21 protein-coding genes and 1 pseudogene are annotated in these 26,161 nt (G+C 69.4%); 10 read left to right on the top strand and 12 right to left on the bottom strand.

Translation table 11 applies throughout. The features are described from left to right. Window positions 1–41 precede the first annotated feature (41 nt). Both MMG85_RS10345 and MMG85_RS10340 read right to left on the bottom strand, forming a co-directional pair. On the bottom strand, window positions 42–824 hold the full coding sequence (locus tag MMG85_RS10345) for an SDR family oxidoreductase (protein ID WP_241045971.1): 783 nt from the start codon (window positions 822–824) through the stop codon (window positions 42–44). Beyond that, entirely contained in the window at window positions 821–1,150 is a 330-nt protein-coding gene (locus MMG85_RS10340; protein WP_241045970.1) for a nuclear transport factor 2 family protein, read from the bottom strand. Before MMG85_RS10340 ends, MMG85_RS10345 begins: the two co-directional genes overlap by 4 nt. 99 nt (window positions 1,151–1,249) lie before the next feature. On the opposite strand from MMG85_RS10340, the gene MMG85_RS10335 reads away from it, so the two are divergent. Further along, window positions 1,250–2,149 (top strand): LysR family transcriptional regulator, encoded by a 900-nt coding sequence (locus tag MMG85_RS10335; RefSeq protein ID WP_241045969.1) that lies wholly within the window; start codon window positions 1,250–1,252, stop codon window positions 2,147–2,149. 211 nt (window positions 2,150–2,360) lie between these two features. Here the strand turns inward: MMG85_RS10335 and MMG85_RS10330 are convergent, their stop codons facing one another. The 9 genes and pseudogenes from MMG85_RS10330 to recC all read right to left on the bottom strand — a co-directional run bounded on the left by MMG85_RS10330 (window position 2,361) and on the right by recC (window position 15,873). Beyond that, window positions 2,361–3,053 carry a hypothetical protein gene (locus MMG85_RS10330; protein ID WP_241045991.1) on the bottom strand — a complete coding sequence of 231 codons (693 nt, stop codon included), beginning with the start codon at window positions 3,051–3,053 and terminating at the stop codon, window positions 2,361–2,363. A gap of 152 nt (window positions 3,054–3,205) precedes the next feature. Further along, window positions 3,206–3,463 carry a hypothetical protein gene (locus tag MMG85_RS10325; RefSeq protein ID WP_241045968.1) on the bottom strand — a complete coding sequence of 86 codons (258 nt, stop codon included), beginning with the start codon at window positions 3,461–3,463 and terminating at the stop codon, window positions 3,206–3,208. Window positions 3,464–3,675: 212 nt separating this feature from the next. Then, a complete protein-coding gene (locus tag MMG85_RS10320; RefSeq protein WP_241045967.1) occupies window positions 3,676–4,473 on the bottom strand; it encodes a transglutaminase family protein in 798 nt (265 codons plus the stop codon). A 299-nt stretch (window positions 4,474–4,772) separates the two neighbouring features. Continuing rightward, window positions 4,773–5,051 carry a hypothetical protein gene (locus MMG85_RS10315; RefSeq protein ID WP_241045966.1) on the bottom strand — a complete coding sequence of 93 codons (279 nt, stop codon included), beginning with the start codon at window positions 5,049–5,051 and terminating at the stop codon, window positions 4,773–4,775. Window positions 5,052–5,155: 104 nt separating this feature from the next. After that, on the bottom strand, window positions 5,156–5,500 hold the full coding sequence (locus tag MMG85_RS10310; RefSeq protein WP_241045965.1) for a hypothetical protein: 345 nt from the start codon (window positions 5,498–5,500) through the stop codon (window positions 5,156–5,158). Between the two features lie 8 nt (window positions 5,501–5,508). Next, window positions 5,509–5,784, bottom strand: a complete 276-nt coding sequence (locus MMG85_RS10305; RefSeq protein WP_055938546.1) for a hypothetical protein — start codon at window positions 5,782–5,784, stop codon at window positions 5,509–5,511. Between the two features lie 172 nt (window positions 5,785–5,956). Then, on the bottom strand, window positions 5,957–7,000 hold the full coding sequence (locus tag MMG85_RS10300) for a virulence RhuM family protein (protein ID WP_241045964.1): 1,044 nt from the start codon (window positions 6,998–7,000) through the stop codon (window positions 5,957–5,959). 31 nt (window positions 7,001–7,031) lie between these two features. Beyond that, window positions 7,032–8,918, bottom strand: a complete 1,887-nt coding sequence (gene recD / locus MMG85_RS10295; RefSeq protein ID WP_241045963.1) for an exodeoxyribonuclease V subunit alpha — start codon at window positions 8,916–8,918, stop codon at window positions 7,032–7,034. Further along, a pseudogene (gene recC / locus MMG85_RS18535) lies at window positions 8,915–15,873 on the bottom strand (exodeoxyribonuclease V subunit gamma). The gene recD and the pseudogene recC overlap by 4 nt, the downstream one beginning before the upstream one ends. Before the next feature lie 279 nt (window positions 15,874–16,152). Between recC and MMG85_RS10280 the strand changes: the two are divergent. The 6 genes from MMG85_RS10280 (at window position 16,153) to MMG85_RS10255 (ending at window position 20,401) form a co-directional block, all read left to right on the top strand. Then, a complete protein-coding gene (locus MMG85_RS10280; protein ID WP_241045961.1) occupies window positions 16,153–16,941 on the top strand; it encodes an ATP-binding cassette domain-containing protein in 789 nt (262 codons plus the stop codon). Between the two features lie 169 nt (window positions 16,942–17,110). Beyond that, on the top strand, window positions 17,111–17,863 hold the full coding sequence (locus MMG85_RS10275; protein ID WP_055938560.1) for an MlaE family lipid ABC transporter permease subunit: 753 nt from the start codon (window positions 17,111–17,113) through the stop codon (window positions 17,861–17,863). 4 nt (window positions 17,864–17,867) lie between these two features. Beyond that, a complete protein-coding gene (gene mlaD, locus MMG85_RS10270; protein ID WP_241045960.1) occupies window positions 17,868–18,410 on the top strand; it encodes an outer membrane lipid asymmetry maintenance protein MlaD in 543 nt (180 codons plus the stop codon). Between the two features lie 8 nt (window positions 18,411–18,418). Then, the gene (locus MMG85_RS10265) at window positions 18,419–19,081 is read left to right on the top strand and encodes an ABC transporter substrate-binding protein (protein ID WP_241045990.1); all 663 of its coding nucleotides are present in this window, start codon (window positions 18,419–18,421) and stop codon (window positions 19,079–19,081) included. Continuing rightward, window positions 19,065–19,367, top strand: coding sequence for an STAS domain-containing protein (locus MMG85_RS10260; RefSeq protein ID WP_241045959.1), 303 nt, complete (start codon window positions 19,065–19,067; stop codon window positions 19,365–19,367). The genes MMG85_RS10265 and MMG85_RS10260 overlap by 17 nt, the downstream gene beginning before the upstream one ends. A gap of 29 nt (window positions 19,368–19,396) precedes the next feature. After that, entirely contained in the window at window positions 19,397–20,401 is a 1,005-nt protein-coding gene (locus tag MMG85_RS10255) for a VacJ family lipoprotein (RefSeq protein ID WP_241045958.1), read from the top strand. Between the two features lie 478 nt (window positions 20,402–20,879). Here MMG85_RS10255 and rmuC read toward each other — a convergent pair whose 3' ends face one another. Further along, window positions 20,880–22,223 carry a DNA recombination protein RmuC gene (gene rmuC / locus MMG85_RS10250; RefSeq protein WP_241045957.1) on the bottom strand — a complete coding sequence of 448 codons (1,344 nt, stop codon included), beginning with the start codon at window positions 22,221–22,223 and terminating at the stop codon, window positions 20,880–20,882. 163 nt (window positions 22,224–22,386) lie between these two features. On the opposite strand from rmuC, the gene MMG85_RS10245 reads away from it, so the two are divergent. The 3 genes from MMG85_RS10245 to fabV all read left to right on the top strand — a co-directional run bounded on the left by MMG85_RS10245 (window position 22,387) and on the right by fabV (window position 26,010). Further along, window positions 22,387–23,025: a suppressor of fused domain protein gene (locus tag MMG85_RS10245; RefSeq protein ID WP_241045956.1), complete on the top strand. Its 639-nt coding sequence runs from the start codon at window positions 22,387–22,389 to the stop codon at window positions 23,023–23,025. Between the two features lie 162 nt (window positions 23,026–23,187). Continuing rightward, window positions 23,188–24,624 carry an amino acid permease gene (locus tag MMG85_RS10240; RefSeq protein ID WP_241045955.1) on the top strand — a complete coding sequence of 479 codons (1,437 nt, stop codon included), beginning with the start codon at window positions 23,188–23,190 and terminating at the stop codon, window positions 24,622–24,624. Between the two features lie 168 nt (window positions 24,625–24,792). Then, window positions 24,793–26,010 carry an enoyl-ACP reductase FabV gene (gene fabV / locus MMG85_RS10235; protein ID WP_241045954.1) on the top strand — a complete coding sequence of 406 codons (1,218 nt, stop codon included), beginning with the start codon at window positions 24,793–24,795 and terminating at the stop codon, window positions 26,008–26,010. Window positions 26,011–26,161 lie beyond the last annotated feature (151 nt).

The following is a 26,161-nucleotide window of genomic DNA, read 5'->3' as shown; positions in this document are numbered from 1 at the left end:
TCGGGCAAGCGACGGGCAGACAGCTCCTCGGAGGGCGGGGCCTACGCGGTCGGCACGGTGCCGCCGTCGATCACGTGTTCCGACCCCGAGACGGACGCCGCCCGCGGCGACACCAGGAACGCGATGAGGTCGGCGACCTCGCTCGGCTGGGCAGGCCGTCCCAGGGGAATGCCACCCAGCGCCTCCATGACCATCTGTTTGGCGCCTTCGTAATCCGTGCCCGCATTGGCAGCGATGCCGCCGAGGAAATCGACCGAGGCTTCCGTCTCGACCCAGCCCGGCGACACGCGGACCACGCGCACGCCCTTGGGCGTGACTTCCTTCGAGAGCGCCTTGCTGTAGGTCGACAGCGCGGCCTTGGCGGCGGCATAGGCGATCGTGGCGTCGTGCAGCGGCAGCACGCGCTGGATCGACGTCACGTGCAGGATCACGCCGGACCCCTGCGCGATCATCGCGGGCAGCAGTGCGCGATCCATCCGCACGGCCGACATCAGGTTCACGTCGAGCGCCTTCGCCCACTCCGCATCGTCCAGCACGGCGAAACCGCCTGCGGGCGCCGACGACCCGCCGACCACGTTGATCAGGATGTCGATCCCGCCGAGCCGGTGCCGGGCCGCTTCCACCGCTTCGCGCACCCCGTCGGCGGTGGCCAGGTCGGCGGCGACGTAGTGGACATTCCCGATGGACTGTTCCGGCGTCGAGCGCGCGGTCGCCACCACCCGTGCATCGAGCCGGGACAGCAGGTCGACGACAGCCGCACCCACGCCCCGCGTACCGCCCGTGACCAGAACACGCTTGCCCGCCAGCTGGAGGTCGAAGCTCATGGCGCGATCTCCAGCGAGGCGATCTTGCCGCGTTCCAGCGTGAAGCGATAACGCAGGTCCAGCGGACTGCCCGGGAAGTCGCCCGACACCTGGCTGGTCACGAGGTAGCTGCGTCCCTGCGTCTCCAGCGTGTGGGGGGTTGCGGTGTAGGTGTACTTGGATGCCGCGTCGGTTTTCCACGCTTCGATGGCGGCGGGGCCGGCATGGGTGTGGCCTTCGTCCAGGACGACACCGTCCTTGGTGAAGCAGCGGGCGACGGCTTGGCCGTCGTGGCGGTCGGCGTCGAAGTAGGCCGCGATCGGCTCGGGCAGGTCCAGCGCTTTCATTGCGATGCTCCGGTTGGGTGTGTGGAGCCAGCTTGAAGCGTCCTGCCGGGTTAGAGAATCACCTATGATCCGATCAGGCTATGCAGGAATCAGTACACAATGCGCGGCTCCGAATTCGCCGAACTCAAGGCCTTCGTGGCGGTGGTCGACCGGGCCAGCTTCGCCCGCGCCGCCGACCACCTGGGGCTGTCGCGGTCGGCGCTCAGCCAGACCATCCGGCAGCTCGAATCCCGCCTGGGCGTGCGCCTGTTGAACCGGACCACGCGCAGTGTGTCGCCGACCGAACCGGGCCGGCGGCTGCACGCACGCATGGCCCCGCTGCTCCGCGACATGGACGAGGCCGTCGCGCAGGCCGCAGGGACCAGTGCGCGTGCCGCGGGGACGCTGCGGATCAACACGCTCAGCATGGCGGCGAAGAAAGTGATCGCCCCCCGACTGGGACGGTTCGCCCACGCGCATCCCGACGTGGTGCTCGACATCGTCATCGAGGACGGCCTGAGCGACATCGCCGGCGAAGGATTCGATGCCGGCATCCGGGTGGGCGGTCGGCTGCAGAAGGACATGGTCGCGGTCCGGCTCACGCCGGACTTCGAACTCCTCGCCGTCGCATCGCCCGACTACCTTGCCCGGCATGGCGAACCGAAGACGCCTCCCGATCTCGGGCGTCATGCCTGCATCAACTGGCGCTTTCCCGGCAGCGGCAAGATCGCGGGCTGGCCGTTCGAGAAGAAGGACAAGGCGGTCGAGTTCTTCGGCGAGGGCAGCGTGATCTCGAATCACCAGGACATCATCGTGCCGGCTGCGCTGCAGGGACTCGGCATCCTGTACGCGTACAACGACGGCGACATCGCCGACGCGTTGCGCGACGGCCGCCTCAAGCGCGTCCTCGCAGACTGGTCACCGACCGTGCCCGGCCTCTTCCTCTACTACTCGAGCCGGCGCTACATGCTGCCGGCGCTGCGTGCGTTCATCGACTGCCTGCTGGATCGCGATCTTTGAAGGCGTGAAGGCGATTGGCCGGGCGGATACCGCGGCGGCGGCGTGGACACGGCAATCAGCACGAAAGCAGCGTCTGCGCCGCGGCGACTGCACATCGAGCCGATGCAACGACGGATGTTCAGGTGACCGTTCGCCTGTTTGCCAGGCTGGTCGTGCGCAACGTGATCTGCTGCGCCGCTTCGCACACAAAGGCAACCTGCCTGCGCGCCCGTTATCGACGGGCGGAGCGTGCGCGCCCTGCGTCGTCGCCTTGCGTCGTCGCGCGACCCTGGGCGAACTCCGGGAAGGTCTCTGCCAACGAGTCCTTGTCCGGCAGGATGTAGAACACACCGCCACGCTCGAACGTCGGACGGATGATCTGCTCGTAGAACGCGGGCGACACGTTGATGCAGCCATGGGTGACGCGGTTGTCGTCCGGTGTCGCCGACGCGAGGCGCTCGGCGCGCTTCTCGGCCGGAACGCCGGTCGCGGTCGGGTGGATGGAGACTGCGGACTCGTAGTCCACCCACAGCACGCGTCCGGCATCGATCGACGGACCGTAACCACCCACGAAGCGGCCTGCGGGTGTGGTGCGATCACGCCCGGGAATCTCGCGAAGCGCGAGGCCGGCAACGCCGGGGGCGGTGTGATCGCCCTTTGCCGAGCCGAAGAGCCCGGGTGCCGCACCGCGCAGCCGTCCGTCACCGCCGAACACCAGGATCTGCGCGGCGGCCTTGTCGATGACCGCGAACGGGTAGCCCTGGGTGTCCTTGGCGGCGACCACCCAGCCGGCGAGCTCGATCACCGTGGGCGACACCTCCTGCCCTTGCGGAAGTTCGTCGACGGAGGCGATGGGCGGCGTGTCGGCCTTCTTGTCCCTGGCGCTGGCCATACCGATGCTGCTGCACGCAAGCGCGAGCGCCAGCGCCAGCGCGATGGATGCCTTGCGGATCGCTGTGTGCTTGTGCGTACGGATGGGACGGTTCCTTCGAAACGTGGTGAAGACAGGGAATCCGGTGGCAGCAAGGCCACCGGGTCCCGGCTCAGGCCGCCAGTCGCGGCCTGCGCTGAGCGCGGTTAACCGCGCGGCACGCGGCGCGGGGCCGTTTCGAGACGCTGGACGCGGCCTTCGATCTGGTCCAGCCGCTGGTTGGCCTGCTGCGCGGACTGGTTGGCGGACTCGGCGCTCTGGGCCGCGCCCTGCACCTTGGTGTCGAGCTGGTCGAGGCGCGAGTTGATGCCGGCGAACTCGTCGTCGTACGTGGCGCAACCGGAAAAGGCGAGTGTGGCAAGTAGCGCCACGGCGAGTGTCAGGTGTTGTTTGTTCTGAATCATTCCAATCCTCCTTCGTCTGGGGGAACCGGAATATAGCGGCCTTTTCGTTGTCGCCACCAACCGCCTTCAGCTGGAATTGGCGTACGTAGAGACACTGTGAAGATGGTGTTCACGCGTCGGCCGTCCGTCAGAAAGAAATCGCGTCATGCAGCGGCGGAAAGCGTGAAACCTGTTGGAAAACCGCTCGACGGAGGTTGACGTCCCTCGGTGAATCAACGCGGCATTTCGTCCATCCGCTCGCCGACCCACACCTGCATGTCCAACGTCTGCAGCCAACCGTGGTTGGTCAGGAACGCCACGTCGGCGGCATCGCGACCGTAGGCGACCACGATGCGACCGCCGCGGGGTGCGGACTGCGTGGGATCGAAGGTGTACCAGCGTCCGTCCAGATACGCCTCGAACCAGGCGTGCAGGTCCATGGGCTCCAGTCCGTACAGATAGCCCACTACCATGCGGGCGGGAATGCGCAGGCTCCTGCACAGCGTGATGCCGACATGCGCGTAGTCGCGGCAAACGCCTGCCCCGGCTTCCATGGTGCCGAGCGCATCCGTGGTGGCGTCGCTCACCCCGTACCGGTACGCGATATGGGTGCGGATCCATTCCACGATCGCGCCGACCTGGCCACTGCGGGGCGCGGCCGCATCGATGATCGCCTGTGCCTGGTCGAAGGTGCGATCGCTCGGGCAGTAGCGACTCGGCAGCAGGTACTGCAGCGTGTGATCGGGCAGCAGCGCAGCCGGTACCGGCGCGACCCACGGCGCAAGGGCGATGTCGCGCTCGGTTTCTACCTCAAGCTCGGCGCGGATCCGCATGCGTCCACGCCGCACCACGAAACGCTGGCACAGGTTGCCGAACACATCGACGAACTCGGTCGGCCGGACGTGCGGGTCGAAGGCATAGCTTTCGCTGATCAGCCACTGGGCTTCGCCGCTGCGCGGCCGCAGCATGGCGACCACCGCACAGTCCTCGATGGATTCGACAGTCAGTTCGCATCCGGCCAGCAGGCGCATGTTCGATCCGATGGCAGGTGGGAGGTCATTGCGGGGTTGCCGTCCGTTCGAGGCATCGCCGATGTTGCGGCATGCATCCTCGCACGGCGCGCGCAGGTCCGGGTTCGCGTGCCACTGAAGCCTGCCGTGTACGAACGAGGATGCGCAGGGTGCGGGTCATGTCTCCGCACTTCGGGCGCCGATCATGGCGACGCGCAGGCATCCCGTCATGAGCGCGCATTACGGCACACATGCGCTCGTGGACGGCGGCTATCGGCCCGACGCCCGAGCAGAAGCGCCGGCGCCCGGCCAGCGACGCTTCACGACGCCAGCGGCGCCTGCTCGGCCACCACGCGGATCAGCGCGGCCTGGCGTTCCAGCATCCAGCGCGTGGCCCACCCGGCACCCGCGTCCAGCGACCGCACGGCGATCTGCTCCTGGCGCACGCCCTTGCCGCTGATCAGGATCTTCGCCATCCAGCCTTCGCGCTCAGGGCCGATCTCCAGGATCGGCACGCCGTTGCACACCAGCGTGCGGCGGCGCTCGCCGATATCCCAGCTGAATCCCTCCGGCAGCGGCGCGGAAATGCGTGTGTTCACGGTGTGCCCCGGCGAAGATGAGACTCAGCTTCGCACAGCCACCGTACCGGCCGCGTGAGGGACGGAACAGGCCGACAGCGACGTGCGCACCGCGCGGTGACGCGTCAGCGCCAGCTGGCCTTGCGCGACGGTGTGGGCGGCGTGGGGGTGGGATCGATGGTGGGCACCAGCAGCGACAGGCGCGCCTTGGCGTAGTCGCCGCTGCCCTCGACATCCAGCTTGCCGGCGCTGTTGGGGTTGATGAGGGCGGTGTCGAGGAAGACCTCTTCGCCGACCGCCACGCGGTGGCGCGCACTGCACACCTTCACCGGCACCTGCAACACGCTGATGCCGTCGCGCTGCCACTTCGTTTCAGGCGCCAGGCGCCGGACGATGGAGCCGTCCACCCAGACATCCACCGAATCCGATTGCACCGACCGGCACTTGCCGATCCCGACATCAAAAGTCATGCACCCTCCTACAGGGCGGTATGCGTCAACGTGAAATGGAAACCGCGTGCTTCCAGCAGGCTGCGCATGCGCTTCTCCGCCGGGACGCGATGGAACTGCCGGCCCGCCCACAATCCGAAGCAAGGCCGGCCGCTGGCGTGGTGTCCGTGGGCCGGGGGACGTCGCGAAACCGCGATGTCCATCGACTCGCACGCCGTCGCCCACATCACCCGCAGATCGTCCGGACCGATGGATTGCTGCTGCCCGAGATGGAGAATGAAAACCTGGACCTGCTGGTGGGACACATGCACCTCGTCGGCACGCGCGCGATCGCGTCGTCAAGCCGAGAGGGAGAAAGTTCAGCCCGCAGGAGGCGGCGGAGGCGACTGCCAGTCAGCCTGGACAGGTATACGCGGTTGGGGGGGTTATCGCAAATGCGTGAGCCCCATCAGCGCGTGCGGGCGACGAAGCACTGGATCAGGCGTCGGTGGGCTTCATGCGTGCCTTGAGCTGCTTTTCAGCCGCATCCAGCGCTTTCAGATCGTCGGCGTCGGCCGTCAGCGCCGCAGCGCGCCGCCGCTGTGCATCGAACGCGTCGTATCGCTGGTGAGCGATGTCCTTCATGGCGGAATTGCTGACCGACCCGGCGTTGTCCAGCACCGCGCGATCATTGAAGGCCAGCAGGCGATCCATGTTCTCACGCCAGTAGTCCAGCGTGAGGGTCTTGCGATCCTTCACACGCAATTCGGCCTGCTCCAGGAAGATCACGACCAGGCGGTTGAGCGAATCGACTTCGTCAGCGGTCAGGTAGTTCTTGGCGACAATGACGTCCGCCTTGCGCACGCGACCGCCTTCCCACGTGAAGAGCCCCATGTTGGGCTGCGCCGAGTCCGCACGCGCCACCACCAGTTCAGCGGCCGTGCTGCCGGTCACCGCGTAAAGCAGTTTGTTCTGCACTTCGGCGAAGAACAGCGATGCCTGCTGCTCGCTGTCTGCGTAATCGATGCTCAGCGCGAACAGGTCCCGGACCTTCTGGTAGAAACGCTTTTCCGACGCGCGGATGTCGCGAATGCGCGCCAGCAACTCGTCGAAGTAGTCCCCGCCACCAGGATTCTTCAGGCGGGCGTCGTCCATGACGAAGCCCTTGACCAGATATTCGGAGAGCTGCGCCGTTGCCCATTGGCGGAACTGCGTGCCGCGCGAGGAGCGGACCCGGTAGCCCACGGCCAGGATGGCGTCGAGATGATAGTGGTCTACCTGCCGCCTCACCTCGCGCTGACCTTCCGTTTGAACTATCCGGAGTTTCCGGACAGTTCGTTCAGGTTCGAGCTCACCCTCGGCAATGATGTTCTGCAGGTGCTCGCTCACGGTCTTGACGGTGACCTGATAGAGCTCCGCAAGCTGCGCCTGTGTCAGCCATACGGTTCCTCCCTCCAGCCGTACCTGGATGCGCGTCTTGGCATCTTCGCTACGGAACAGGATCAGCTCGGACACCGAGGCCTCGTTCTCTTCTGCGCTCATGCCACCTCCGTGTGTGTGTCCGAACCCGCCATCAGCCTACCTTCTCCGTTCCGTGCCGTAACCGCCACCCCAGCCCCGACCAACGGCTCGCATGCCGGGCCAGTGCCTCGCGGATCACCGCGTCGCTGCCGGCCACGTGCAGTTCGCGACGGGCGCGGGTGATGCCGGTGTAGACCAGTTCGCGCGAGAGCACGCGGTTGCCGCGGGCGGGCAGCAGCAGCCAGACCGTGTCGAACTCGGAGCCCTGGGCCTTGTGCACGGTCATGGCGAAGGCCGATTCGTGCGCCGGCAGGGCGGCCGGATGGAACGCACGCGGCTGGGCGGGATCTTCGCCGGGGAACCAGGCCACCAGCGCACTGCGGTCGTCGCGCAGGCAGATGCCGATGTCGCCGTTGAACAGGCGGTGGCGATAGCTGTTCTCGGTGACGATCAGCAGCTGGCCGTGGAAGCGGCCGCCACTGCCGCGGGGCGTGCCGGCCCCGGTATCGACCAGCAGGCGTTCGATGCGGGCGTTCAAGGTGCGTGCACCCTGCGGGCCTTCGCGCACTGCCGTGAGCAGGCGCAGGCGCGTGGACTGCGCCAACGCTTCGGCCGGGGTTGCGGCATGGGCGAGTGCGCGCCAGTGTGCGAGCAAGGCCTCGCGGTGCGCGTCGAGCGGGTCTGCCAGGCCTTCGTGGAAATGCACGTTCGACAGCGTGTTGCTGCGGAGCAGGTCCAGTGCCGTGTCGGCCTCGCCCTGGCGCACGGCGGCGGCGAGCGGGGCGAGCTGAAGTGCTTCGCTCTGGCGCCAGCCACGTTGCAGGTGCACGCGGATGCCGGGGAACGTCGGCAGCAGCGCCATCGGGTCCCCGCCTTCGCGGGGATGACGGCGGGGAGATTCACCGAGCAGCGGGCGCAGCGCTGTTGCATCGTCCTGCGACAGCCCGTCGCCTTCACCGGCGGCGCCGAGGATCGCTGCCAGCACGTCACCGGCTTCCACCGAGGGGAGCTGGTCGGGGTCGCCAAGCAGTACCAGCCGCGTGCCGTCGGCGACGGCATCGACCAGCTTGGCCATCAGCGGAAGGTCGATCATCGAGGCTTCGTCGACCACCACCACGTCGAACGGCAACGGGTTGTCGCAGGCGTGGCGGAAGCGCGGCGAATCCGGAATCGTGCCGAGCAGGCGATGCAGGGTGGTGCCGGTGGTCGGCAGTGCGGCCAGCAACGGCGCATCCACACCGGCGATCGCCAGCGCGCGCACCGCATGGCGCACGCTTTCGGCCATGCGCTCGGCGGCGCGACCGGTTGGCGCGGCCAGCGCGATGCGCGGCGCGGCGGCACCCGCCTGCGCGGCCTGCGCGGCCAGCAGCACCAGCACGCGCGCGGTGGTGGTGGTCTTGCCGGTGCCGGGACCGCCGGTGACCAGCAACAGGGCATGGCGCAACGCGAGCGCGGCGGCGCGCGCCTGGTGGTCGTCGTCGCGGGCCTGCGGGAAGAGCCTGGCGAACAGCGGCGCCAGCGCGTCCACATCGCCTGCAACGGGCGCGCGCGTGGCGATGCGATGCAGGCCCAGCGCCAGCGCGCGTTCGTACTCGCGGTAGCGGCGCAGGTAGAGCAGGTCGCCTTCCAGCACCAGCGGCGCCTGCGGATCGGATGCCACCACGGCGTCGCGCGGCGTGCCGACCCAGCGCGATGCCACGAGCTGCGCGCGCCATGCCTCCCCGGCGGGCCAGGGAAGTTCGACGGCATCCTCGAGCAACCGCCATGGAGCCGACAGCGCGACCCCGGCGTGTCCCTCGGCCACCGCCAGCGAGGCCAGTGCGGCCGCGGCGAGCACGGCGTCGGGCGTGTCGCGGTCCAGCCGGCGCAGGCTCTGCGCCAGTGCATGGTCGAGCGTGCGCAGGTGGCCGCCCTTGTAGAGCGCGTCGAGCAGGCTCATGCGGCGGCCCCCGGCGATGCACCGGCGAACAACGCATCCAGCGCATGCACCAGGTCGGGCGAAAAGCGCTGCGCATGCACGCCGGGCGAGGGTTGGCGCGCGAGATCCAGGCCCCGGCAGAACAGGTAGCGGATGCCGCCCACATCGCGCGCATAGTCGTAAGCCTCGCCCAGGCGGAAGCGCAGCCAGCGGTGCAGGGCGAGCGTGTAGATCAGCGCCTGCAGGTCGTATTCGCTGTGCGCCATCGCCTGCTGCATGGCCGGAACGTCGTAGCCGGGCAACTGGTTGGACTTGTAGTCGAGCACGTACCAGCGGCCGTCGTGGACGTAGGTGAGATCGATCAGGCCGGTCATCAGCCCTTCCAGCCGCTGGCGTGCACCGAACGCGGTGCGCTGGCGCAGCAGGCCGTGGCGATGCAGCAGCGCGAGCAGGTCGGACACGCGGGTGGGCTGCATGGCGAAATGGAACTCGATTTCCGCACGGCGCTGCTCGACCGGCAGCTCCGCCAGGCGGAGGCCCTCGGGCATCGCGGTACCCAGCGTGTGGCCGACCAGCGGCACCAGCACGGCCAGGCCATCGGCGACCTCGGCTTCGGCATAACCACCCTCGCGCAAGGCCTCGGCGATGACGGCGTCCTGTCCCTCCGGTGCGGCGTCGCCGGGACGCCAGTCGCGCCAGTCGGCGAAGTCGGCGTGTTCCAGCGCGGCATGCATCACCACACCGAAGCGGCTGCCGGCGAAGCGCGGATCGACGGTGGAGGCGGGCAGCGCGATGACGTCGGGCAGCGCATCGACGTCGGACGCCGGCGCTTCGTCCTCGCCACCGGGATCGGCCTGGGTCGAGGCCGCCAACGGATCACCGCCGCCGTCCGCATGCGCGAGCTGGGTGAAGCTGTAAACCCACCAGTCGGGCGCGATGCGACGTGTAGCTGTGCGCGCGGGAGCGACGGCGGAGGCGCGTTCCGGTGGCAGCCTCGACGGCGGCGGTTCGGGCGGGCCTTCGACGATGCGGACGTCGGCATGCGTACCGAGCGCCGCGAGGTCGGCGATGAGTGGCGCGAGCCGGCTCCTGGCGAGGTCGGCCACGTCGCCGGCGGCGATCCACAGCGCGTGTTCGGCGCGGGTCAGGCCGACGTAGAGCAGGCGTGCATCCTCGGCGATGGCCTCGCGGCGAACAGCGTCGCCGGCGGCCTTCCACGCCGGATCGTCCTTGTCGATCTTCCACAGCAGCACGCGCTGCGTGCCGTCGTGGATCACGCGATGGCGCCCGCTGTCGGGACGCGAGGTGCCCAGACCGGCGAACGGCAGGTAGACCAGCGGATACTCCAGTCCCTTGCTCTTGTGCAGGGTGACGATCTGCACGCGCAGCGCGTCGGATTCCAGCCGCAGCAGCTGCGTTTCATCGTTCGCATCGGCCTCGGCGATGCGGGCCTGCAGCCAGTCCAGCAGGCCGTGCAGGCCCAGCGTCTGCGCGCTGGCTTCCTGCAGGTGTTCGCCGAGTTGCAGGTAGTTGGTCAGGCGGCGCTCGCCGTCGAGCAGCCCGAGCAGGCGCTCGGCCTGCCCGGCGCACAGCTCGGACACCAGCGCGAACGGTCCGCTGCGCTGCCAGCGTTCGCGCCAGTGCAGCAGCCGCGCCTGGTGCTGGCGCTGGGCCTCGCCGTCTGCGTCCAGCGCGGCGAGCGTGTTGGCGTCTTCGCCCAGCAGCACGGTGGCGAGCGCGGCGCGCAAGCGCCCATTGTCGGACGGATGCAGCAACCCCAGCAGCAGCGTGCGCAGTTCGCCTGCTTCGGTGCTGGCGAACAGGCTCTGCTTGCCGGCGGCCACGGCCGGCACGCCGGCACGCGCGAGGGTCTGCTGCACGCGGGTGGCTTCCTTGTGGTTGCGCACCAGCACGGCGATGTCGCCGGGTCGGACGGGATGCCCGTCGATGCGTGCACGACCCGCACGCGCGTCGCCGAGCACGCGATGGATGTCGGCCACGCAGGCGGCGGTCGCGGCCTCACGCGAGCCATCGGCATCGAGCGGCGCGCCGTCGCCGCTGCGCAGCAGGCGCAGGGTGAGCGCGGGCGCGGCCGTGTCGCCGTGGCGGTAATCGTCGTCGCCGCGCTTGCCGCCCGGTTCGACCGGCTCGAAGCGGATGTCGGGGTGCGCGAACGCCTCCTGTCCCGCCGCTGCAGCGCCCTCGTACAGGGCACGCACCGCGCGCAGCACGGCCGGACGCGAGCGGAAGTTGTGCGTCAGCCGCGGCGCTTCGTCCGCCGCGCGCCGGGCGAGCAGGTAGGTGGCGACATCGCCGCCGCGGAAGCCGTAGATCGCCTGCTTGGGATCGCCGATCAGGAATAGCGCGGGCGTCTCGCCCAGCGCGCGGACCTCGTCGGAATCGCCGAACACGCGCGCGAAGATCCGCCACTGGCGTTCGTCGGTGTCCTGGAATTCGTCCACCAGGGCCACCCGGTACTGCGCGCGCAGCGCCGCCACCAGCGCGTGCCGGCGCGGACCGTCGAGTGCGATGGCGACGCGTTCGATCAGGTCGTCGTAGGTCTGCACGCGGCGCGTGCGCTTGAGGTCGTCGAGCCGGCGGCGAGCATCGTCGCGCAGGCGATGCAGCAGACCGGCGCGCAGGCGCAGCTGCAGCTGTTGCCAGGCGTCGTCGGCCTCGCACCAGTCGCGCCAGGCGTCGAACAGCGGCGAGGCGGGCACGCGGGCATCGCCCGTGTCCTTGCAGAAGCCACTCAGCGCGTCCGGCAGCAGCTTCTGCACATGCGTCTTGTCGGTGCGCGGCCACTCGGCCAGCGCGGCACCGGCCTGCAGTTCCTCGAACGCCTTGTCGAAACTGGGGCGCCGCGCGCGACGACCGTCGAAGACCTTGTGCTCAAACGCGGCGGCGATCGCCGCCTGCGCGTCGGCCAGGTGCAGTCCGATCATCTCCACCAGATGCGCGGCGCGGCCGGCGCGCGTGGCCTGCACGGCGACCTGGCGTTCGCTGTCGTCGCCGGACGGCGCCGGCGGCAGCAGCGGCAACGGACCGCACAGCGCGGGCAGGTCTTCCGCTAGCGCATCGGGGCTGCTCCACATGCCCACCAGCGCATCGACCGTCGCGGGATCGACCGCATACCGGCGCCACAGGTCCGCGGCGAGTTCCGCATGCAGCGCGCGCGTGTTGCCGAGCAGCTCGCCCGCGTCGAAGCCCTGCCCGGCATCGAGCGCATGTTCGCGCAGCACGCGCGCGCAGAAGCCGTGGATGGTGAAGATGGCGGCGAGGTCGGTTTCCTCGGCGGCGATACGCAGGCGGCGTGCCAGCTGCGCCGCGGTTTCATCGCCCTGGGCGAGCTGGCGCTGGATCACGAAGCGGGTCAGTGCGGCCTCGTGCTTCTCGTCGTCGCGCGGTGGCGTGCCGACCAGGTCGGCGGCCAGGGCCAAGCGCTCGCGGATGCGCTTGCGCAGTTCCTGCGTCGCGGCCTCGGTGTAGGTCACCGCCAGCACCTGACCCATGCGCAGGCGCTGTTCGACGATCAGGCGGGTGAACAGCGTGGCCAGCGTATAGGTCTTGCCGGTACCGGCGCTGGCTTCGATCAACTGCACGCCATCTAGCGCACGCGTCAGGTACGGCTCGCGGGCGGGATCGAACGCGCTCATGCGGCATCCTCCGCACCGGTGCCGACCACGGCCGCATACACGCGCAGGCTGGTGTCGATGAAGTCCTGCATGCCGGCCGCGTCGGCGAGCGGATCGCGGCCGCGGAAGGCGAGCTGGATCGCGTCGCCGGTACTCTCGCCCCAGCGGTAGTCGCCCGGATACCAGGCCTCGCGTGCGGCGGCCTCGCGCGCGCCCGGCTCGGCCGTGTGGATGGCCCAGCCGGTATGCGGCGCAAACAGCAACGGCGCGCGCAGTCCGTCACGGCGCAGACCCAGCAACACACGCAGCGCATCCTGCGCCTGTTCGGCCGGGCGCGCGGGCGTGACGTAGGCACGGACGCCGTCCTCGCCGTCGTGGATCTGCACCAGCGGAACCGGAACGCCGCTGGCGTTGAGCAGCAGCGCATCGAGGCCATGGCGGATGGCGGATGGCCCATTGAGCGCACCGATATGCACGCGCACCAGCCCGTGCGGATGGAGATCCGCGATGCGGCCGTGGACGCGCACACCGTCGAGCATCACCTCGTGGCGCGCGGCGGCCGCCTCCACGGGCACGGTGTTCCCGATCCCGTCGGCGAACGCCTGCGCATACGGCGCCACATCGGCCAGGGCACGCGCCGTGGCATGTTCGCCCAGCGGACCGCTCGGTACGTGGCCGCGGGCCCGCAGGCGCGCGTACAGCGCATCCGCCGCTTGCGCCGGCGGTGCAGGTGCGTGGTGGAGCAACCAGTCGAACACCTCGCGCTGCAGCCGTGCGCGTTCGCGGCCACGCAACGATGCGGCCAGCGGTTCGACATCTTCGACGGTCTCGATCGCCTCGGGCAGGCGCAGGCCGGGGCGGGATGCCAGGAAGGCGCCTGCGGGATCGAGCAGGAAGCGGCGCAGCGCGTCCAGCGGCACGTCGCACTCGTCTTCGACCGGCGCCGGCAACGATGCGGGTGCCCATGGCGGCAGGGCGCCACGTGCGGCGTCGACGCGGTCGGCCGCTGGACGCCAGGCGGCGCGATAGCTGAAACGGCGTGGCTCGTCGGCGCTGCCGAACGCCGCCGGTGCGAACGGCTGCAACGTGTGGCGCACGACCAGTCGCGACTTCGCTTCCGGATCGGCGTGGTAGTGCGCGGCGACATCGAGCAGCTCGCTCACCAGCACCGACGGCTCGCGCACGCTGCCGTCGCGTGGATCGGCACCGAGATAGCTGAGATAGAACACGTCCTGCGCGGCGGCGAACAGTTGCAGGAACAGGAAGCGGTCGTCTTCGCGGGTGGAACGGTCGCCGGCCTTGCGGCGGCCGGCATGCAGCTCCGCGGTCAGCTTGTTGAGGCCGGCGGCGGGATCGCGGCGCGGGAAGTCGCCGTCGTTCATCCCGAGCAGGCAGATGGCGCGGAACGGCAGCAGCCGCATCGGCACCATCCGGCCCACGCTGATGCCGCCAGTCAGCAGCGGCGCGCGCGTGTCGGCCTGCGACAGCTGATCGGCGAAGTGCGCGCGCACGACCTCCGGCGGGACGACGCCCTCATAGCCCGCCGTTGCCGCGTCGCGGGCGAAGCGGTCGATCAGCGTGCGCAGGCGGTCCAGTGCGCGCTGCGCGCGCGGGGCACTGGGCTGTTCCGGCAGCAGCACGGCGAGCAGGTGCAGCAGCCGTTCGCGCCATTGCGCGGGCGTGGCCGCCTCGCCGAGCACGCGGCGCTGGCGGGCGAGTTCGCGCAGCAGGCGCACCAGCGTGTCCAGCGCGTCGAGGGCGCCGCCTTCCAGATCCGGCCAGGGCGCGACGCCGCCGATCATCTCGTCCGCGCCGCTGGCATGGCCCAGCAGCAGGCGATCGAGCGCGAACTGCCAGGTATAGGCATCGTCGGCCGGCGCGCCGGACGCGGCACGGTGGCCGGCATCCAGTCCCCAGCGCGCGCCGGCCTCGCGCAGCCAGCCGTGCAGGCGATCGATCGCGTCGGTGTCGAGGCCCGTTGTTTCGGCCACCGGCGCACTGGCGATCAGATCCAGCACTTCGTCCAGGCCGAAGCGCGACAGCGGCAGGTCGAGCAGGCGCAGGAACACCTCGGCCAACGGCTCGCTCGCCAGCGGACTGGTGTCGGCCAGCGCCCACGGCAAGGCATCGTCGTGGCCGCTGCCGCCGAACACGGCATCCAGGTACGGCACGTAGGGATCGATGTCGGGCGCGAGCACGGCGATCTCGCGCGGCTGCAGCGGCGGATCGAAGCGCGGATCCTCCAGCAGCGCGCGCAGCTGGTCGTGCAGCACTTGCAGTTCGCGCAGGCGCGTGTGGCAGGCGTGGATCTGCAGGCTGGGATCGGCCAGGTCGACGACAGCGCGCGGCGGCGGCAAGGCAGGCGCACGACGATGGAACAGGTCCGACTGCAGCCGGCGCAGCAGGGTGTCCTCGCCGTCGGCGCCGAGCGGATCGGCGTAGACGTCGATCTCGGCGCGCGGATGCACCACTTCGTAATCACCGAGCAGCGACATGAAGTCGCGGCCGGCGGCGCCCCAGGCCTGCAGCAGGGGGTTCTCCTGCACGTCGTCGGCGAACAGCCCGGTTTCGCCTTCCCGGCGACGCTCGCGCAGGGTCTGCAGGTCGCCCCAGTAGCCGCGCGCCGGCGTGGGCAGGTAGAAGTGCAGCGTGCCGACGCGGGCCTGCGTGGCCAGCACGCGCAGCACGTCGGGCGAGATGTTGAGCGTGGCGAACACCAGCAGCCGCGGCGGTAGCCCCTGCGGCAGCGGCCCGTCGTCGCGGCCGAAGCGCGCGAGGTAGGCATCGATGCGGCGCGCGCGGTAATCGCGGCCGGCGGCGACGGCGCGCCACAACCGCGCCTGCGGATCGTCGCGGTCGGCACCGGCTTCCCAGCGCAGCAGCCAGTCGCGGCGCCACGCCTGGTACTTCTCGTACACGCCGGCCAGCTCGCCGGCCAGCCGCCAGGGCTTCAGCGGATCGCCATCGGCCATCCAGTCATCGAGCGTGGCCAGGGCGGGATCGCGGCGCAGGGCCGGTGCGTCCAGCGCGCCGTAGAGCCGCCACTGCAGCGAGGCGGCATCGAGATCGTCATCGCCGGCCGGCCCGAGGTTGGCCTCCAGCGCGCGGGCGACGAACTCGCCGGGGGTGAGGAATTCCAGGTTGGCGGCGATGCCGTATTCGGCCGCCAGCGTGGCCTGCAGCCACCGGCGCATGGCGACCTGCGGAATCAGCACCAGGTCCGGCGCCAGCGGAGACTGTCCCGGCACCGGCCGCCGCAACTCATCGGCCAGCAGCGCCGCCAGCAGCCCCAGCACGTTGGACGGATACAGGCGGAAGTCGGGCGTGGAGGCGGCAGGCATCACGCCATCTTGCCGCAGCCCTGTCGCGAATGCCGAGACATCGGCGACGCGGCGGCAGGCTTAAGACCTTCTTAAAGTGGTCGGTCCAGCATGCACCGGTGGCATCGCGGGCCAGGGAGGCCCGGCACCGATGGACGGATCTGCGCACGCGCATGCGCGACGCCCCGGTGCGATGCCACAATAATCAAACTGCGCGGTACGGTTTATGTTCAGCCGCTGGCCGCGAAGCTACATCGTTGTTTTTCCGTTAACCCCCTTGCTGGTCTGCCGACGACGCCCATGACGCCCGCCGACGCCCCTGCCGTGCACCTGTCCGGCCTCCGCCTTGATCGCGGCGGCCGCACGATCCTGCGCGGGATCGACCTGAGCGTTCCGCGCGGCAGCATCGCCGCGGTGCTCGGTCCGTCCGGCAGCGGCAAGTCGACGATGCTGGCCGCACTGACCGGCGAGCTGCCGCCTGCGGCAGGCACGGTCGAGGTCTTCGGCCAGCCCGTGCCGCACCGCAGCCGCGCGCTGCTGGACATGCGCAAGGGCATCGGTGTGCTGCTGCAGGGCAACGGCCTGCTGACCGACCTGACCGTGGCCGAGAACGTGGCGCTGCCGCTGCGCACGCATACCAAGCTGCCGGATGCCTTGATCCGCCGGCTGGTCGACTTCAAGTTGAATGCGGTCGGCCTGCGCGCCGCCGCCGATGCGTATCCGCGCGAGCTCTCCGGCGGCATGGCGCGCCGGGTGGCGCTGGCCCGCGCGCTGGCGCTGGACCCACCGCTGATGATCTACGACGAACCGCTGACCGGGCTGGACCCCATCGCCTCGGGCGTGATCATGAGCCTGATCCAGCGCCTCAACGACACCCTCGGACTGACCAGCATCATCGTCACCCACCACGTGCACGAGACGCTGCCGATCGCCGACCAGGCGGTGGTGATCGCCAACGGCGGGCTGGTGTTCTCCGGCACCCCGGCCGAACTGGAAGCCAGCGCGGACCCGCTGGTGAAGCAGTTCCTGCGCGGTGAGCCCGATGGGCCGATCGCGTTCGATACGGTGAAGCGCGGGGAGGCGGCGTGATGCTGTTTTTCGCACCCCGGTTCATCCCGCTCGTCATCCCGGCGAACGCCGGGATCCATCTTGATTTGGCTCGCGAGGCCCGGAGCAACCGCAAGAGCACAATGGATTCCGGCTTTCGCCGGAATGACGGCCCGAACGCGGTAGATGGCGTTGTTGGGGAGGTTTGCTGATGCCCTTCGTCGCCGCCACCCGCTCGCTCGGCCGCGCCGGCCTGTTCTCGCTGTCGGTGTTCCGCGCGTCGAAGCCGACCCGCGACTTCTTCGCCGAGCTGACCCGCGAGATCTACAAGATCGGCGGGCGCTCGCTGCCGATCATCGCCGTGGGCGGTGCCTTCGTGGGCCTGGTGCTGACGCTGCAGGGTTACCGCACGCTCACCACGTTCGGCGCCAGTGATGCGCTGTCCACGCTGCTGGGCCTGTCGCTGTACCGCGAGCTGGGCCCGGTGCTGACAGCGCTGCTGTTCATCGGCCGCGCCGGCAGTTCCATCGCCGCCGAACTGGGCCTGATGCGCGCCACCGACCAGATCAAGGCGCTGGAACTGATGGCCATCGATCCGGTCGCCAAGGCCGTGGCCCCGCGCTTCTGGGCGGCGGTGCTGACGGTGCCGCTGCTGACCGGCTTCTTCTGCTCGCTGGCGATCAGCGCCAGCTACTTCGAAGCCGTGCACGTGCTCGGCCTCGACAACGGCACGTTCTGGTCGGCGCTGCAGAACAGCGTGGATTTCTGGGACGACTTCGGCGTGGCCTTGCTGAAGTCGGCCGTGTTCGGCGGCACCGCCGCGCTGGTCGCTGCCTACGTGGGTTTCCACGCCGAGCCGACCATCGAGGGCACCTCGGTGGCCACCACCCGCGCGGTGGTGAACGCCTCGTTGCTGGTGCTGATGTTCAATTTCGTCATGTCTGCATTGCTGTTCAGGAGCTGACCCCATGTCCGTCCGTGGACCCCGTCTTGAGTTCGCCGTCGGCGCCTTCCTGCTGCTGGCCCTGGCCTCGCTGCTGGTGCTGGCGCTGGCATCCACCAACAAGCGCTTCGGCGTGGGCGGCGGCAGCTACGAGCTGACCGCGCGCTTCTCCAACCTGGGCCAGCTGCGCAAGCAAGCGCCGGTGAAGATCGGTGGCGTGGTCATCGGCCAGGTGGCCGACATCCGGCTGGACCCGGTCAAGTTCGATTCCCTGGTGACCCTGTCGATCGACAGCCAGTACAAGGACCTGCCGGCCGACACCGCCGCCGGCATCTTCACCAGCGGCCTGCTGGGCGAGAACTACATTGGCCTCTCGCCGGGCGGTGACCCGGAGGTGCTGAAGCCCGGCGCGGAGATCGCCTTCACCCAGCCAGCGGTGGACCTGCTGCAGCTGGCCGGCAAGTACATGTTCAGCGGCGGCGCCAACAATGCCGACGCAGGCTCCGGGGAATCCCCGGCCAGCGGCGACCCTGCCGCGCCCCCCGTTACGGAAGAACCCACGCCATGAAGAACCCGATCAAGCCCTCCCTCCTGTCCGTCGTGCTGTCGGCCGCGCTGCTGGCGTCCGCGCCGGTCGTCGTGTCGGCGCAGACCGCCGCACCGGCGGCCGCCACCCGGCAGGCCAGCGCCAGCCAGGTGGTGCTGGGCAGCAGCACGCGCATCCTGACCACGCTGGAACAGCGCCGCGCCGAGTTCAAGTCCAATCCCGCCGCGCTGCGCCAGTACGTCACCAGCGAGTTCAACACGCTGTTCGACGGCGACTACGCCGCCCGCCTGGTGCTGGGCGTGCACGGTCGCGGCGCTTCCGAGGCCGACGTGAAACTGTTCGGCCAGGCCCTGACCGAGCGCCTGCTGTCGGCGTACGGCGCGCGCCTTTCGGACTTCAACGCGCGGCTGAAAGTGCGGGTGAAGTCGGAGTCGCCGCTGCCCGGCGGCCGCGGCGTGAAGGTCGACACGGAATTCGTGCAGCCCGACCAGACCGTCACCCCGATCACCTTCTACGCGCGCAATGTCGGCGGCCAGTGGAAGGTGTTCGACGTGCTGCCGGAAGGCGTGTCCTTCGTGCAGACGTTCAAGACCCAGTTCGACACGCCGCTGCGGCAGAAGTCCATCGCCCAGGTGGCGGCGGACCTGAAGTCCGGCAGGCTGCAGGTCAACGGCAGTGCCGGCGGCAACTGACGCCGGCCTCCGCCGCGACGGCGACGCGCTCGTGTTCACGGGCGCGCTGGACCGCAGCGCCGCCGCCACGCTGTGGCCGCAGGCCTCGGCGCAGCTGGCCGGCGTGCAACGCATTGTCCTGACCAACGTCACTACCGTCGACAGCGCCGGGCTGGCACTGTTGGCCGAGCTTGCCGCCCGGCTGCGCGCCAGCGGCAGCGCGCCGCGTTTCGAAGGACAGCCCGCGGGTCTCGCCGACCTGCAGGCCGCTTACCGTTTGACGCCGGAACTGGATTTCCCGGCCTGACCCCTCCCCGCCGTTTCCCAGGAATCAGGATGACTCTGTTCCGCCTCAGCACCGTGGTCCTGCTGGCCGCCCTGGCGACCGCATGCGCCTCGGCCCCGACGCCGTCGGCGAATGCGCCCGCCGAGGCGGTGGTGGTCGACAGCACGGCCACCGCGGCAGCCCCGCTGCCGCCCGAGCCGCCGATCGACCCCGCCACGATCGATGCCGCCCCTGCCGTCGATGCGACCGCGGCCGGCGCCGAAGACGACTTCGCGGCGATCTACGGCCAGGGCGCCTACGACCCGGTCGCCGACCCGACCCTGCCAGCGCCCGCCCAGCTGCCGACCTCCTACGACCCGTGGGAGAAGTTCAACCGCAAGGTGCACGCGTTCAACAACGTCGTCGACCGCGCGGTCGCCCGTCCGCTGGCCCGTGCCTACGTGGCGGCGGTGCCGCGACCGGTGCGCCTGGGCGTGGGCAACTTCTTCGACAACCTGCGCCAGCCGCTGACGATGGTGAACCAGCTGCTGCAGGGGCGTCCGCGTGATGCCACGCAGACCTTCGGCCGCTTCCTGCTGAACTCCACGGTCGGCATCGGCGGCATCTTCGACCCCGCCAGCGACCTGAAGATGAAGCGCCGCAGCGAGGATTTCGGGCAGACGCTCGGTACCTGGGGCTGGAAGCGTTCGCGCTACGTGGAGCTGCCGTTCTTCGGCCCTCGCACCGTGCGCGACGTGCTCGGCCTGGCCGGCGACATGCCGCTCAGTCCGACCCGGTACGTGGAAGAGGACAAGACCCGTATCTTCCTGCAGGGCCTGAACCTGGTGGACACCCGCGCGCAGCTGCTGTCGCTGGACAGCCTGCGCGAAGGCGCGGTGGACGACTACGCGCTGGTCCGCGACTCGTGGCTGCAGCGCCGCAACTACCAGATCGAAAGCCACCGCACGCAGCAGCAGCCCGACGAGGAACTGCCGGAATACCTGCGCGACGACGAGATCAACCCGACCGTCCCGGTGGATGCCATGCCGATGCCGGAGATCAGCGGCGGCGGTTGAGGCCGATCAGATAGAGATGAAGGAAAAACGGCGCCTCTCGGCGCCGTTTCCTTTTAGCTGTTGCCGCCTCCCTGCACAGCGGGGACAGGGTACCGAAGCCTGCCCCGTACTCGATGCGAGGACCGGGGAGGGGCGAATGGAGAGGGGATATCTCCGTTGAGATCAGCGGCAAGCATCCGCCCGCAATCAGGGAGCGGACACTTCTGCACCAACAGCGCCCCTCATCCGCCCCCGTATCAAGTACGGGGCAGGCTCTTCGGGCACCTTCTCCCCGCAGGCGGAGAGAAGGAACATCGACCTGGCGGAGCTGTGTCTGCACTCCCCTCTCCCTGCGCAGCGGGGAGAGGGTGCCGAAGGCGGGTGAGGGGCGAACGGAGCGTTGATGCCTGCGCGCGCAGTTCCTCACCGCGCTCGCCCCTCATCCGCCCGCTGGGCACCTTCTCCCCGCACGCGGGGAGAAGGAACAACGCCCGACGCCTCACTCTGCTTCGTCTTCACCCAGCAGCTTCGTGCCATCGCCGCTGGGCAGCGATTCCACCTCGCGCAGGCTGCGCTCGATGGCGCGCGTACGCACGCCGGTCTGGTCGATCTGCTTGCTGGCCTGGTCGAGCTTGGTCTTCACCGAATCCATCACGTCACCGAACTTGCCGAACTCGCGCTTGGCGTTGGCCAGGATGTTCCAGACCTCCGCCGAACGCTTCTCGATGGCCACGGTGCGGAAGCCCACCTGCAGGCTGGTCAGCAGGGCCAGCAGCGTGGTGGGTCCGGCAATGGTGATGCGCAGATCGCGCTGGATCGCCTCGAACAGGCCCGGACGGCGCAGCACTTCGGCGTACAGGCCCTCGGTGGGCAGGAACATGATCGCGAACTCGGTGGTGTGCGGCACCGAGATGTACTTGCGGATCTCCTGCGCCTGCTTGCGTACGGCGCGCTCCAGCGCGTCGCTGGCCTGCTTGACCGCATCAGCGTCCGCACGCTCCTGCGCATCGAGCAGGCGCTCGTAGTCCTCGCGCGGGAACTTGGCATCGATCGGCAGCCACACCACCGCATCGCCGGTGGAACCGGGGAACCGCACGGCGAACTCCACGCGCTCGCCGCTGCCGGGCACGGTGGCCACATTGCCTGCGTACTGGTCGGGCGCGAACACCTGTTCCAGCAGGCCCGCCAACTGCACTTCGCCGAACACGCCGCGACTCTTCACGTTGGTCAGCACGCGTTGCAGGCCGCCGACATCGGCCGCCAGCTTGTTCATGTCGCCCAGACCCTGGTGCACCTGCGCCAGCATGCGGGTGACGTTGCCGAAACTCTCTGTCAGCCGGGTCTCCAGCGTCGCGTGCAGCTTCTCGTCCACCGTCGCACGCATCTGCTCAAGCTTCTGCGCGTTGTCGGCCTGCAATTCCTTCAGGCGATCCTCCAGCGTGGCGCGCATCTCGCCGATGCGCTGCTCGTTGCGCTGGGTCAGTTCGTTGAGCCGCTGGCCCAGCGTATCAGCGAAGCGCTGCTGCGACTCGGACGCTTCCAGGCGGCCCTTGCGCGCGTCTTCGGTCAAGGTATCGCGCAGCACGTCCAGGCGCTGGTCGGTACGGGTGCTCAAGTCGGCCAGGTTGCGGGCGAAGCCGTCGATGCGCGCTTCCTGCGCTCGCGACAGGCCTTCCAGCTGCTCGCGCAGCTCGCCGCGGCCTTCGCGTTGTTCGTCGCGCAGCGCGCGCTCCAGCAGGTCGCCGATGCGCGCTTCCGGGCGGCGCAGCACCAGCACCGCCAGCAATACCACGGCAATGGCGACGAGGACCAGCAGGAGAATGAGCAGGGTCTGGGAATCCATGCCGACAGTGTAGCCGCTGCCGTCTCACCGCCTGCGCCAGGGTCGGCGGCAAGGGCGTCGCAATGGAAGCGCGCGCACCGTCACGGGACGCGCAGATGCGCATTGACCCGCCGGTTCCGCCAGCGCACAGTCGCCGCGCACTGACCGCTTGGGGAAAGCCGGCATGCTGCAACGCCTCCGCACACTGATGGGCGCCGCGCCCGATCCGTTGCCTGCCCTTGCGGCGGCGCGTGCGGCCGCCTTGCGCGACGCATGGGGCGAACCCGAACGCATCGACCACGACCGCGACCGCCAGCACCGCGTCGACGTGCATGTGTATCGGCGTGCGTTCCCGGAAGGCGATGGCGAGGGCTACGTGCTGGCCACCAGCGGCATGAGCGACCGGCTGATGACGCTGCCGGCCCGCTACGACGGCGACGAGTCGGCCGCGCGCGAGCTGTTCTGGTACGTGCGCGAACCGCATCCGGCCTTCATCGAACGGCTGCGCTGGCTGGCGAAACTGCCGTTCGCCGAAGGCAGCTGGCTGGGCTACGGACACACCGTGCCGCTGCCGGCGCCGCCGCTGGACGGCTCGCCGTTCTCGACCTTCCTGCTGCTGCCGCCCGCGCTGGCCAGCGACCGGCACCTGTTCGACAACCTCCACCTGCACGGCCATGGCGTGGAAGCGCTGGTGGTGCATCTGCTGTCGGACGCCGAGTACGACCTGGTGCGTTCGGACGAAGGGCTGGACGTGTTCCTCGACCTGCTCGACGTGCACCGCTACCCACCGGTGTTCGATCCTGCGCGCGCGTCGTATCTCTGAGCCGCACCGGCGCGGCGTGATGCGCCGCCGATTGCCAGCGCCGGCCCGGGCCGCTTAGGCTGCGGGCGGTCGCGGGCGACACGCCACCGGCTATCCCCCCGACCCGCCTGCGCTGGCGCCCCGCCCGCGCGCTGTTCCGTTGACGCATCCCGAGGAGTTTCCATGACCTGGCTACGGCGCAAATCCATCGACCGGATCACCGAGCATGAAGAAGGCCGTCGACTGGTCCCCACGCTGAGCTGGCCGCACCTGGTGGCGCTGGGCATCGGTGCGATCGTCGGCACCGGCATCTACACGTTGATCGGCGTGGGCGCCGAGAAGGCCGGCCCGGCGGTGCTGATCTCCTTCGTCGTCGCCGGCGTGGTCTGTGCCTGCGCAGCACTGGCCTACGCCGAGCTGTCGACGATGATGCCGGCCGCCGGCAGCGCCTACACCTACAGCTACGGCGTGCTGGGCGAAGCGATTGCGTGGATCGTGGGCTGGAGCCTGATCCTGGAGTATTCGCTGGTGGTCAGCACGGTGGCGGTGGGCTGGTCGGGCTATTTCGTCGGCTTTCTCGAATGGGTGCAGCAGAACTTCGGCTGGAACGTCACCCTGCCCGCGGCACTGTCGGCCGGCCCGCATGCCGGCGGCGTGATCAACCTGCCGGCCATCGTCATCACCTTCCTCGTCGCCGGCATGCTGATCGCCGGTACGCGCGAGAGCGCCACGCTCAATGCCGTCCTGGTGGTGCTCAAGCTGATCGCCCTGGCGGTGTTCATCGCGGTCGCGCTGCCGGCCTTCAATCCGGACAACCTGCAGCCGTTCATGCCGTACGGCTTCCCGAAGTCGATCGGAGCGGATGGCGTCGAGCGCGGGGTGATGGCGGCGGCGGCGATCATCTTCTTCGCCTTCTACGGCTTCGATGCGATTTCCACCGCCGCCGAGGAAACGAAGAATCCCGGCCGCGACCTGTCCATCGGCATCATCGGCTCGATGGTCGGCTGCACGCTGATCTACCTGGTGGTGGCGGTGGCGGCGGTCGGCGCGCTCAGCTACACCGTGTTCGGCCAGAGCGCCGAGCCGCTGGCGCTGATCATGCGCGAACTGGGCCACGGCACCGCTGCGCTGGTGATCGGCATCGTGGCGATCATCGCCCTGCCGACCGTGCTGCTGGCGTTCTTCTACGGGCAGAGCCGCATCTTCTTCGTGATGTCGCGCGACGGCCTGCTGCCGCGCAGCCTGTCGAAGGTCAATCCGCGCACCGGAACGCCGGTGGCGATCACCGTGTTCACCGCCGTGCTGGTGGCCGCGCTGGCCGGCGTGGCGCGGCTGGACGAAATCGCTGCGCTCGCCAATGCCGGCACGCTGGCGGCGTTCGTCGCGGTCGGTGTCTGCCTGCTGGTGCTGCGTACGCGCGAACCGAACCGTCCGCGCGTGTTCCGCACGCCGCTGGCGTGGGTCGTCGGGCCGGTGGCGATCCTCGGCTGCCTGTACCTGTTCTGGAGCCTGCCGCACCGCACGCAGCTCTGGTTCCTGGTGTGGAACGTGGTCGGCATCGTCGTCTATCTGGCCTACAGCCGCCGCAACAGCATGCTCGCCAGGGGCGGCGACGCCTGATCGCGTAGCGTGCGCTGCGCGCACGACCTCGGGATCTTTCATTCGATCCGGGTCGTGCGCATGGCGCACGCTACCTCCATACGCCTGCGTGTGCAGGCGCGGTGCTTCATTCCCGGCGCCCGCGGCACTAAGATGCCGCGCAGGCACACCATCCCCCGGGTTACCACGTTGATCATCCATCCCAAAGTCCGCGGCTTCATCTGCACCACCACCCATCCGCTCGGATGCGAGCTCAACGTGCGTGACCAGATCGCCGCCACGCGCGCGCAGGGCGTGCGCAGCGACGGACCGAAGAAGGTGCTGGTGATCGGCGCATCCAGCGGCTACGGCCTGGCGGCGCGCATCAGCGCGGCGTTCGGCTTCGGCGCGGATACGTTGGGCGTGTTCTTCGAGAAGCCCGGCAGCGAGAAGAAGGCCGGCACCGCGGGCTGGTACAACTCGGCCGCGTTCGACAAGTTCGCGAAGGACGCCGGCCTCTACAGCAAGTCGATCAACGGCGATGCGTTCTCCGACGAAGCACGCGCCAAGGTCATCGAGCTGATCAAGAACGAGATGGGCGGCCAGGTCGACCTGGTGGTCTATTCGCTGGCCTCGCCAGTGCGCAAGCTGCCGTCGACCGGTGAAGTGAAGCGCTCGGCGCTGAAGCCGATCGGTGCGCCGTACACGTCCACCGCCATCGACACCAACAAGGACCAGATCACCCAGGCGACAATCGAGCCGGCGACCGAGCAGGAGATCGCCGACACCGTCACCGTGATGGGCGGGCAGGACTGGGAGCTCTGGATCGATGCGCTGGACCAGGCCGGCGTGCTGGCCGACGGCGCGCGCACGGTGGCCTTCAGCTACATCGGCACCGACATCACCTGGCCGATCTACTGGCACGGCGCGCTCGGCCGCGCCAAGGTCGACCTGGACCAGACCGCGCAGCGCCTGGACGCACGCCTGAAGGCCACCGGCGGTACCGCGAACGTCGCGGTTCTCAAGTCGGTGGTGACGCAGGCCAGCTCCGCCATCCCGGTGATGCCGCTGTACATCAGCATCGTCTTCAAGGTGATGAAGGAACTGGGCCTGCACGAAGGCACCATCGAACAGCTGGACCGCCTCTACCGCGAGCGCATGTACCGCGCCGACGGCGCGCCGGCCGAGACCGACGACGAGAACCGCCTGCGCCTGGACGACTGGGAACTGAAGCCCGAAGTGCAGACGCAGGCCAAGGCGCTGTGGCCGCAGGTCACCACCGAGAACCTGTTCCAGCTGACCGACTACACCAACTACAAGCACGAGTTCCTCAAGCTGTTCGGCTTCGAGCGCAGCGACGTGGACTACGACGCCGACGTCGACCCGGACGTGAAGTTCGATTGCATCGAGCTGTCGCCGGAGAGCTGATCGTCCGGAGGGCCTGGCAGGCCGCTGTAGGAGCGACGTCAGTCGCGACCGCACGGTCGGACGGCAGGCACCTCATCAAACAGTCAGTGGCGCGTCGGATGCATCATCCGGCGCCATCGATACCTGTCAGCGTGTGGTCGCGACTGACGTC

Source organism: Pseudoxanthomonas sp. LH2527, from assembly GCF_022539275.1.
Lineage (GTDB): Bacteria > Pseudomonadota > Gammaproteobacteria > Xanthomonadales > Xanthomonadaceae > Pseudoxanthomonas_A.
The sequence above is the reverse complement of the archived record's forward strand: the minus strand, read 5'-3'. Positions and strand labels throughout refer to the sequence as shown.